Annotated in this window: 7 protein-coding genes; all 7 read left to right on the top strand. The window is 38.3% G+C overall.

The window, feature by feature from the left end; translation table 11 throughout:
- Window positions 1–129: 129 nt before the first annotated feature.
- The 7 genes from F886_RS09950 (at window position 130) to F886_RS09920 (ending at window position 11570) form a co-directional block, all read left to right on the top strand.
- The gene (locus tag F886_RS09950) at window positions 130–1560 is read left to right on the top strand and encodes a pyridoxal phosphate-dependent aminotransferase (protein WP_004792890.1); all 1431 of its coding nucleotides are present in this window, start codon (window positions 130–132) and stop codon (window positions 1558–1560) included.
- Window positions 1561–2035: 475 nt separating this feature from the next.
- The gene (locus tag F886_RS09945; protein ID WP_005304483.1) at window positions 2036–3343 is read left to right on the top strand and encodes a dicarboxylate/amino acid:cation symporter; all 1308 of its coding nucleotides are present in this window, start codon (window positions 2036–2038) and stop codon (window positions 3341–3343) included.
- A gap of 684 nt (window positions 3344–4027) precedes the next feature.
- Window positions 4028–5095: a type II asparaginase gene (locus F886_RS09940; RefSeq protein WP_005304480.1), complete on the top strand. Its 1068-nt coding sequence runs from the start codon at window positions 4028–4030 to the stop codon at window positions 5093–5095.
- A 199-nt stretch (window positions 5096–5294) separates the two neighbouring features.
- Window positions 5295–8858 carry a DNA polymerase III subunit alpha gene (gene dnaE, locus F886_RS09935; RefSeq protein WP_005304477.1) on the top strand — a complete coding sequence of 1188 codons (3564 nt, stop codon included), beginning with the start codon at window positions 5295–5297 and terminating at the stop codon, window positions 8856–8858.
- A gap of 14 nt (window positions 8859–8872) precedes the next feature.
- A complete protein-coding gene (locus F886_RS09930; protein WP_005304474.1) occupies window positions 8873–9712 on the top strand; it encodes an RNA methyltransferase in 840 nt (279 codons plus the stop codon).
- Complete coding sequence (gene cysE / locus F886_RS09925; protein ID WP_005304471.1) at window positions 9705–10520, top strand: serine O-acetyltransferase; 816 nt, start codon at window positions 9705–9707, stop codon at window positions 10518–10520. The genes F886_RS09930 and cysE overlap by 8 nt, the downstream gene beginning before the upstream one ends.
- Before the next feature lie 105 nt (window positions 10521–10625).
- Complete coding sequence (locus F886_RS09920) at window positions 10626–11570, top strand: ABUW_2363 family tetratricopeptide repeat lipoprotein (RefSeq protein ID WP_005304468.1); 945 nt, start codon at window positions 10626–10628, stop codon at window positions 11568–11570.
- The last annotated feature ends 54 nt before the right edge of the window (window positions 11571–11624 follow it).

The raw sequence follows: 11624 nt of genomic DNA, 5'->3' as shown, positions 1-11624 counted from the left end.
CACCTAAGCAATAGAAAGCAAAAAGTAAGCAAAATTCAAAATTAAAAGTAAGCAAATTTATGTTTTATTTTCTTCCAAGGAAGCAAAGATGGTGCTATTCTTGTTCGGCACGGTTGTATAGGACAAAACATGTCTCAGAAAAAAAGTGTGCTTTTCCAGCAACTATTACCAGTTATCAAACAGTATCAGCAATCGGGCTTTACCCATGAAAAAATTGTTGAATTACTAAAAGATCAACACGATCTGAATTTGGTAACAGTTAAAACATTTAAAAGTTATTTATACCGATATGCAAAAGTGAATCCAGCTATGTCTAAAAATACTGCTATCCTCCAATCCATGCCAACTTCTCGAGAAATAAAGAAATCATCGAAGCTTGAGCATGTTTGTTATGACATTCGCGGACCAGTATTACGAGCCGCCAATGAAATGGAAGAGCAAGGACATAAAATCATCAAGCTCAATATCGGCAACCCTGCTCCATTTGGTTTTGAAGCCCCACAAGAAATTATTAATGACGTTGCTTTAAACCTACCAAATGCGATTGGTTATGTTGACTCAAAAGGTATCTTTCCAGCACGTAAAGCTATCTGCCAATATTACCAACAAAAAGGCATCCTAAATATGCACGTGAATGACGTGTATATCGGTAATGGCGTATCCGAACTTATTGTTATGGCGATGCAAGGTTTGCTTGATGATGGCGACGAAATGTTGATTCCAATGCCGGATTATCCGCTTTGGACAGCAGCTGTTAATCTTTCAGGTGGTACAGCAATTCACTATAAATGTGATGAAGAAAATAGCTGGTATCCAGATATTGCTGACATTGAAAGCAAGATTACATCAAATACTCGCGGTATTGTCATCATTAACCCGAACAACCCTACTGGTTCAGTTTATCCACGTCATATTCTTGAACAGATTGTAGTGCTTGCAAAAAAATATGATCTAATTTTATTTGCTGATGAAATTTACGACAAAATTATTTATGACGGTATTGAACATGTTTCAGTAGCATCATTAGCTGGCGACCAGCTTTGCGTATCTTTTAATGGTTTATCAAAAGCTTATCGTATTGCAGGTTTCCGTTCAGGCTGGATGGCAATTACCGGAGATAAAAGCCGCGCTGCTGACTATATCGAAGGTTTAGATATGTTGGCATCAATGCGCCTATGTGCAAACGTTCAAGCTCAATATGCGATTCAAACTGCTTTAGGCGGTTATCAATCAATTAATGACCTGATTCGTCCGGGTGGCCGTTTGTACGAACAGCGTAATATTGCTTGGGAAATGCTAAATGAAATTCCTGGCGTAAGCTGCGTAAAACCAGATGGAGCAATGTACTGCTTCCCTCGCCTCGATCCAAACATCTATCCAATTGAAGACGATGAAAAGTTAATGCTTGATTTGTTACGTGCAGAAAAAGTGTTATTGGTCCAAGGTACGGGTTTTAATTGGCCAACTCCAGATCATTTCCGTGTGGTTTTCTTACCAGCTGAAAATGAATTACGAGAGGCAATCACTCGTTTAGGTCGTTTCTTAGCCAATCGTCGTTAAAAAAATGCATATCAAAAAAGGCATCTTAAATTAGATGCCTTTTTTGATAATTTTATTTAATTAATTTAAAAAAGAATAATTACAAACTCTTCCGAACTTCCACTTAAATTTAAATAACTATTTGAATTTAAGTAATTTTAATTAAAAATTTAATTTATTTAATCTTTAAAATCTGTTTAACAATTCATTTCTATATTTTTTACCATACGTTTAAATTTGTGCGTAATTTCACATTTCCCGCAATCTTCATTATGCAAAAAATGCATGGATCAATATTTTTTTGCATTTCACACTGCTTCAAAATCGAGCAACAATCCCTTCCCATAACAACATCACCATATTCGATTCGGTTAAAACAGATTCAGATATCTAGGAAGATAAAATCGGTAGAACGACCGGACTGAACTAACAAGGAAAGCTTTCAATCATTCAAATCCCATCAAAGAATGATTGAATCAAATGGATAGAGGTTCATATGAAGCAAAAGAAATTGCTCAAGTATATTGTTATTGCTATTTTACTTGGCATACTGACAGGCTGGATTTGTCACCACTTTTTTAATGAAGGTGACCAACTCAAACAAATCGCTTCTTATTTTAGCATCGGCACAGACATCTTTTTACGCCTTATCAAAATGATTATTGCTCCATTGGTATTTGCCACAATTGTTTCAGGCATTGTATCAATGGGGAAATCTACATCGATTGGTAGTATCACACTCAAGTCAATGACTTGGTTTATTACTGCTTCGTTTGTATCGCTTGCCATCGGCATGGGTTTAGCAAACTTTTTCCAACCAGGCGCAGCTCTAGATTTAGCACTACCAACAGCTCAACAACTTAGTGGCGCTTCTCTCCCAGAGACTACTGGCTTTACACTGCAATCATTCTTAAGCCATGTGTTCCCACGCAGCATTGCAGAAGCAATGGCAAATAACGATATTTTACAAGTACTTGTTTTCGCTATTTTCTTTGGTTCAGCACTCGCTTTTGTAAATCAAGGCAACGAAAAAGATTCAGTTATTGTTCGTTTGACTGAAGAACTTAGCAAGATCATGTTCCGCATTACCGATTACGTCATGATGTTTGCACCATTTGCAGTATTTGCTGCAATTGCTTCAGCAATTACAGTACAAGGTTTAGGCTTAATTGTTGACTACGGTATTTTAATCGCTGAGTTCTATTTCGGTCTTCTATTACTTTGGATCATTTTGTTCTCTGTTGGTGCAATCGTACTTAAAAAAGATATCTTCCGCTTAGGTAAATTAATTCGTGAACCTGTAACTCTTGCTTTCGCTACAGCTTCAAGTGAGTCTGCCTACCCTAAAGTAATGGATGCACTCAATAAATTTGGTGTGCCTAAAAAAGTAACCAGCTTTGTATTACCGTTGGGTTATTCATTTAACCTAGATGGTTCAATGATGTACACCACGTTTGCAGTACTGTTTATTGCTCAAGCTTACAACATCGATCTTAGCTTCACTCAACAAATCTTAATTCTGTTAACTCTGATGGTGACAAGTAAAGGTATTGCAGGTGTATCACGAGCTTCAATTGTGGTTATTTCAGCAACACTCACCATGTTCCATTTACCTGAAGCTGGCATTCTCTTACTGCTTGGTATCGATCAGTTCCTCGATATGGGTCGTACTGCAACAAACGTAGTAGGTAACAGTATTGCTACCGCAGTTGTTGCTAAGCTTGAAGGCGAAAAAGTAGCAGATACTGAAGAGCTACCAGAGCAAGTATTAATTAAATCAACTCAAGAACAAACGCCCGCTTAAGTTTCTCTTTTCTCCCACTCTCCCAACTTAAGAGCAATTTTATATGACCTTATAAAATTGCTCTTCTTTTTATTCTAAAATTAAACAATAAAAATTTATGTGTATTTCCATATTAAATAATGAACCAAATAATGTATTTTCACTCCTATTAAATTTTCTTAAAACAAACCTTAAAAAGAGAATAAAATTCACCCAAACAGAATTTATATTCTTAGAAACAAACATCAATTGATTATTTTTTAATTCCTTTTAGTAAAAATTAATTATATTAAACTATTGAAATTATTATTTAGTTTATCTATTAAAAAATTTATATAATTTTATTTACAAATAATATTATATACAATCAATTATATATAAATACCAAATGGTAAAGAAAAAGCATATCACACCCATTATTTTTAAATTCTATAATAATGGGAAAATCATTTGTATCATTTATATTAAAAACAAAAAAATTGAGATAAATTAGAAAAACTTAATAGATTTTTTATTTTATTCATGATATTTATTAACGCTAAATAAAGGCAATGACTAAGCAATTGTTGATAAAACAAAATGCTATTCAGGGATGCTTCTTATTCAAACAAGTTACGAATATGTTTTACATGGTATGTATTTTGCTTAGGAAAAGCAGGCGTATTCGGCAAACTTCTACTTCGTCACTTCATAAGGATATTTTCGATGTTGACTAAAACTGTTAAATCTTTAGGTTTAGCGATGGGCTTATTGGCCTGCTCTCTCCCACTTTACGCAAAAAATAATGTAGTTGTTGTAGCCACTGGCGGTACTATCGCGGGTGCTGGCGCAAGCTCAGCAAACAGTGCAACCTACACTGCTGCAAAAGTTCCAGTTGATGCCTTAATTAATGCTGTTCCACAAATCAAAGATTTGGCGAATGTCACTGGTATTCAAGCATTACAGGTCGCTTCTGAAAGTATTACTGACAAGGAATTATTACAAATTGCTCGTCAAGTAAATGAGCTGGTAAAAAAACCATCTGTTAATGGTGTCGTGATTACTCACGGTACAGACACTTTAGAAGAAACAGCATTTTTCTTAAATCTTGTTGTTCACACTGATAAACCGATTGTTATTGTTGGTTCAATGCGTCCTTCAACTGCTCTTTCAGCAGATGGACCACTTAACCTTTATAGCGCAGTTGCTTTAGCAGCTTCTGATGATGCAAAAAATAAAGGCGTTATGGTTCTTATGAACGACTCTATTTTTGCAGCGCGTGATGTCACTAAAGGCATTAACATTCATACAAATGCTTTTGTTAGCCAATGGGGCGCTTTAGGTACATTAGTTGAAGGCAAGCCATACTGGTTCAGACAATCTGTAAAACGTTTTACAAATGCTTCAGAATTTAATATCGAAAATATTAAAGGTGATGCACTTCCACTGGTACAAATCGTTTACGGTTCAGACTCTATGCTTCCAGATGCTTATGAAGCATATGCAAAAGCTGGTGCTAAAGCGATTATCCATGCAGGTACAGGTAACGGTTCTGTTGCGAACTATATCGTTCCAACTTTACAAAATCTTCACGACAAGAACGGTATTCAAATTATCCGTTCATCACGTGTACCACAAGGTTTCGTATTACGTAATGCTGAACAACCTGATGATAAATATGGTTGGGTAGCTGCTCATGACTTAAACCCACAAAAAGCACGTCTTCTTGCTGCATTAGCTCTTACTAAGACTAATGACGCTAAAGAAATTCAACGTATGTTCTGGCAGTACTAAGTTTCTCAACCAGCTCAAACCTTGGTGTTTGAGCTGGTCATATTTTATAAAAATAATGTCTTTTATATTAAAACTGTACAATAGATGTTCAACTCATTCTTCTTAAATAATAAAATCCTTAACAGTTTGCCAAAATATTAACCATTTCCTTTTAACTTTGCGTGTTAAACTATGCTTCGGTCGCATTAAGGATTGGTTTATGCAGTTTGTTCATCTAGGTATTTATACAGAATTTTCGATTACAGAGTCGATAGTTCGCATACCTGACTTGGTCAATGCTGCGGTTAAAGACCAAATGCCTGCGTTGGCATTAACTGACCTCTCTAACCTCCATGCGGCGGTAAAATTTTATAATGCTTGTTTAAAAAAAGGCATTAAACCTCTTTTAGGTAGTACGATTCGCCTTGATGATGCTCAACACCGTGCAACTTTACTTGCAATGAGTGATGTTGGGTGGAAAAGTCTTACCGAAATCGTTTCACGCGGTTTTATTGAAGGACAACAGCTCAGTATTCCATGTGTAAAAAAAGAATGGGTACTTGAACAGCATCAAGATATTATCGTTTTACTTGGCCAGCATAGTGATGTTGGTCAGATGCTTTGTTCATCTAACCCGCAAAAAGCAGCACCCCTTTTAGAAGCATGGCTCGAAAAGTTTGGTAATCGTGTTTATCTTGCTTTAACACGTACCGACCGTCCTGGTGAAGAAGACTTTATTCAAGAAGCAGCTAAACTTGCTGCACAATATAATGTTGGTGTAGTTGCACATAATGATGTGCACTTTGTAGAAAAAGAAGATTTCGAAGCACACGAAGCACGTGTTTGTATCGCTGATGGTTATGTACTAGCAGATAATCGCCGTCCACGCATATATAGTCCTGAGCAGCACTTTAAAACCTCAGATGAAATGATCGAATTGTTTTCCGATATTCCTAGCGCTATCGAGAACACCTATCATATTGCTAAACGCTGCAACGTTAAACTGCAACTCGGTACTTACTTTTTACCTGACTATCCAATTCCAGATGGTTTTACCATCGACACTTATTTTGAACATTTATCTAAAGTAGGTTTGGAAGAGCGCTTAAATTATCTTTACCCTGTTGAAAAACGTGGTGAGGATTGGCCAGAGATTCGTAAGCCTTACGATGAACGAATTGATTATGAAGTCGGTATTATCCTGAAGATGGGTTTCCCCGGCTACTTCCTCATCGTCATGGACTTCATTCAATGGGCAAAAAATAATGGTGTGCCAGTTGGGCCAGGTCGTGGTTCAGGTGCAGGTTCATTAGTCGCATACAGCTTAAAAATTACAGATCTTGATCCACTTCGTTACGATCTACTCTTCGAACGTTTCTTAAACCCAGAACGTGTATCGATGCCTGACTTTGACGTCGATTTCTGTATTGCTGGACGTGACCGCGTTATTGATTACGTATCGCGTACTTATGGTCGCGAAGCCGTTTCACAAATTGCAACTTTCGGAACCATGGCAGCAAAAGGTGCAATCCGTGACGTTGCGCGCGTATTGGGTAAATCTTACGGTTTAGCTGACCGTATTTCAAAAATGGTACCTACCAAACCGCTTGGTGTGGATTTAGCTACCGCTATTGATATGGAACCACAGCTTAAAGATATTGTGACCAACCCATCTAACCCAGATAACGACGATGCAAGCGAAATCTGGGAAATGGCATTAAAATTAGAAGGTGTAACCCGAAATACCGGTAAACATGCCGGAGGTGTAGTCATTGCGCCAGGTAAAATTACCGATTTCTCGGCTGTACTTTGTGATGCAGATGGAACAAACCGTGTTGCTCAATATGATAAAGACGATGTAGAAGCAGCGGGTCTGGTCAAGTTCGACTTCTTGGGTTTGCGTAACTTAACCGTTATTGAAGACGCGATTCAAAATATTAATAAAAACCGCGACAGTAATGATCAACTCAATATCTTGCATGTGCCTCTAGACGACGCTAAAGCCTATTCTGTCTTTGCCGATGCAAATACAACAGCGGTATTCCAGTTTGAATCCGTCGGCATGAAACGGATGCTTAAAGAAGCACGTCCAAGCAAATTTGAAGAAATTATTGCATTCGTATCCTTGTATCGTCCGGGTCCAATGGACCTGATTCCTGACTTTATTCACCGTATGCATGGTGGAGATTTTGAATATCTTCATCCTCTTTTAGAAGGTGTATTAGAACCAACTTACGGGATTATGGTTTATCAGGAACAGGTAATGCAGACTGCGCAGATCTGTGCAGGTTATACGTTAGGTGGCGCAGACTTACTACGCCGTGCAATGGGTAAAAAGAAACCTGAGGAAATGGTCAAACAGCGCCAAATCTTCTTAGAAGGTGCTGCTGAAAAAGGGATTGACGAAAGCACAGCAAACCATATCTTTGACTATATGGAAAAGTTTGCAGGCTATGGTTTTAACAAATCTCACGCGGCTGCTTATGCCCTAGTTGCCTACCATACTGCATGGTTAAAAGCCCATTATCCTGCTGAGTTTATGGCAGCCGTAATGACATCGGAAATGCAAAACACGGACAGTGTTGTATTTTTGATTGATGACTGTCGAAACAATAATCTTGAAGTCTTACCACCATCAGTCAACATGTCGACTTATCATTTCCATGCAAGTAACGATAAAACGATTGTTTATGGTTTAGGTGCAATTAAGGGTGTCGGCGAACAAGCAATGCAGTCAGTTATTGACTCTCGTCGACAATTTGGTCCTTATACAGATCTATTCGATTTTTGCCATCGCATTGATTTGAAGAAAATCAATAAGCGTACTCTTGAAGCTTTAATTCGCGCGGGTGCACTCGATTGCTTAGGAATTGAACGTGCAAGCTTAATGGCACAATTGCCTGAAGCTGTTCAAGCCGCTGAACAAGCTCGAAGTAACCGTGAAAGCGGAATTATGGATTTATTTGGTGAGGTTGAAGAAGTTCAACGCAAGCCAGCTAAACCAGTAAAACCATGGAGTGACGAAGTTCGTCTCAAAGGCGAAAAAGATACGCTTGGTTTATATTTAACTGGTCATCCAATTGATGTTTACCGACAGGAACTCAAAGCTTTTATTCCTGTAAAACTAAACGAAATTACTGCGACGCGTCGTGGTGTTACGACAGTTTATGCAGGTTTGGTCATTGATGTCGCAAACTTCCCGAACCGTGTGGTTATTGTACTTGATGATGGTACGGCACGTATTGAAGTCAGCTGCAACCATGAGCGTTTCCAACGTTTTAAAGATATCGTTCAAGTTGAACGTGTTGTAATTTTCGAAGGCGAAATTTATGAGCGAGAAGGCTTTGATCGTCCAATGGGACGTTTAACCAAGGCTTTCACATTAAATGAAATAAGACAAAAACGTGCTAACAGTATTCAAATCAAATTAACAGAAGAGTTCATGCAGCCAACATTGGCAAAAGATCTGCAAAACATGATCTTGCCATTTTGCAATGTAGATATGCATCAACATATCACTCTACAGTTACAGATTGATCAACCCTATGCTCAAGCCGAACTTCAGTTTGGTCCGCAATGGAAAGTCGCTCCTCTAGATGAATTACTTGCTAAACTCAGAGATTATTTTGGTAAAGATAATATTTATATTGAATATCAAGTAAAGTCGAAAGCAGCTAAAGCAGCAGACCCTGTTCGTCCACATGCTGTTGCCCCTCCTCCTGCGGGTATGTCTATGGACGATGCATTGGATTTATACCAAAGCGAAGTTTCTCAATATTCGTAATTTCTGGAAATCTTATGAGTTCGTTTGACCACACCACCGTGTCAAAACAATTAGCACAAGTGCGTATTGTCATGGTAAATACGACTTTGCCTGCCAATATTGGTAGTGCTTTACGTGCCATGAAAACAATGGGACTAATTAAATTAGTTCTCGTAGCACCAAAAACATATCCTCATCCAGATATACAAGCACTTGCCGCTGGTGCCCAAGATTTATTTGAATATCTTGAGATTGTGGACACCTTAGAAGATGCGATTAAAGATTGTCATTTAGTATTTGGAACAAGTGCACGTAGCCGCACCATTCCTTGGCCTTTACTTGATGTGAGACCCGCGGCTAAAGAAGCTATTAAGGCAACATCTCAAGGACAACAAATTGCTATTGTTTTTGGCCGTGAAGACCGTGGCTTAACAAATGAAGAATTAGCACTCGCAAATTATCATTTAACCATTCCTGTTAATCCGGACTATGGCGTGTTGAATGTAGCGCAAGCCATTCAAGTTGTATGTTACGAACTTCGCATGTCTGCTCTCGAGCAAGAGCAAGTCGATCAGAATGTAGATGAAATGCCATTAGTTCAAGGCCAAAGCATGCAATGGGATGAACCTTTGGTGACTCAGCAACAAATGGAAGAGTTTTATCCTCATCTAGAAAAAATGCTGACTGAAATTGAATTTTTAGATCCAGAAAATCCACGTTTATTACCTTTACGCTTGCGTCGTTTATTTGGTCGTATACAATTAGATCGTATGGAATATCATTTACTTCGCGGTATTTTTAGTCGCGTACAAGCTTTAACAAGTGGTAAATGGAAAAAAGCATTATCTGACAAGGAGGATCAACCCAATGCTTAAGCAGCTTAAAGAAGATATAAAAGCTGTATTTGCGCGAGATCCTGCTGCCCGCAATACACTAGAAGTTCTCACAACTTATCCTGGTATTCATGCAATTATGATGCATCGTGTTGCGCATGAATTATGGCAAAAAGACTGTAAAGGTGCAGCTCGCCTACTTTCTTCATTTAGCCGTTTTGCAACTGGAATTGAAATTCATCCTGGCGCTAAAATCGGTAAGCGTTTTTTTATTGATCATGGCATGGGTGTTGTGATTGGTGAAACTGCTGAAATTGGTGATGATGTTACGCTTTATCATGGGGTTACCTTAGGTGGTACCACATGGAAAACTGGTAAACGCCATCCAACTTTAGAAGACGGTGTTGTTGTTGGTGCTGGTGCGAAAATCTTGGGTCCATTTACTGTGGGTAAAGGTGCCAAAGTCGGTTCGAATGCTGTAGTGACCAAAGCTGTTCCTGCTGGAGTGACTGCTGTAGGAAACCCTGCTCGCTATATCTATAAAGATGCCGACAGAACTAAAGATAAAGATGAAGAACGTCGCCGCGATTATGCGCAAAGTATTGGTTTTGCTCCATATGCGACAACTGCTGATCAGTCAGACCCTATTTTAGAAGGCATGCGTGTTTTACTTGATCGTATTCAGCACAATGAAACGCGTATGAATAATTTATGTCAGCGTCTATCAGAGCTAGATCCTAGCTTCGAAAAAGAAAGTCAAGATGAACAACCTTTTAGTGATGAAGAGCTAAAAATTCTTGAAGAAGTGCGTCGTGAATGTGGTGCACAAAACAAGATATCAAAAACGTAATATTCTTGATTCATAATGTAACACGCTTACCCTTGCATGTCGGTTTAGCTTTTTCTAGACTTGTCACTACCAAATCTGACTTTACTAAAATGAACGGAAGATCCTATGAATTTTAAGCCTTTGGCATATATCATCCTTGCGACCTCAAGTTTAACAGCTTGTACAATGGCACCTGTAAAACAACAAAAAATTGAGCCTTTTGTTTTCAAGGAACCAGAGCTTACTCCTCCTTTTTATGCGTTAAATCCTTTTAACTACGATCAACCGCCAGCATTTGAAGTTGCCTTAAAAGACGCTGCTGCACAGCCAGTAACCAAAATGGTCGTTAATCGTCAAGATGACCCAACTAAACAGCTTACTCTCGACGTCAACAAACTGATTGTTCCGACTGTAAATAATTCACAGCGTTCAATGAAATACGCAGTTTTAGCTGGTGAAAATGAAATTGATGTTACAAGTATTGATGACTTTTTACAGTTAGTAGAAGGCAAAGCTCGTCACTACCCACCTCGCTTTACTGATCGCCAAGAACGTAAAGGCTTTGAAAGTAAACTTAAAGAAGTAACACAACAACTTGATACACTTGCTGCAAACCCAAATGCATCATTTGATATTTTGCTTCGCGCTTTCAAAGCAAGCGTTCTTGCACGTAATCTTGATTTAGGTACCGTTCATACCACTAGATCTTTAGAATATGCTCAAAGACTTTTAAAAATTAGCCCAGATGATGCAGAAACGAACTTCTGGTTTGGTTTCGGTTTATCTGAAGGTGGTGGTCAACGTGAAGCTATTCCTTACTTAGATAAAGCCATTAAAGGTAATGTTCAAGAAGCGTATCTAGCTGCTGCAAATAACTATATTGCAATGGAGCAAAAGAAAAACGCGATTCAGACACTTAAAAATTATAAAGTGAAATATCCAGATGAATCGGAAATTGCTGATCGTTTAATTCAAGAAATTGAAAAACAAGGCCGCTGGAATGTATGGCAAGTTTTGACTAACCCTGCAATGTCTGCAACTACAACACCAAGTGCAACCCCTAAAAAATAAGCTTAAATAGATAAAAAAGGGCTGTTTTGACAGCCCTTTTTTTTATTTGATCAT

It is taken from the genome of Acinetobacter sp. NIPH 542, assembly GCF_000369825.1.
Lineage (GTDB): Bacteria > Pseudomonadota > Gammaproteobacteria > Pseudomonadales > Moraxellaceae > Acinetobacter > Acinetobacter oleivorans.
The sequence above is the reverse complement of the archived record's forward strand: the minus strand, read 5'-3'. Positions and strand labels throughout refer to the sequence as shown.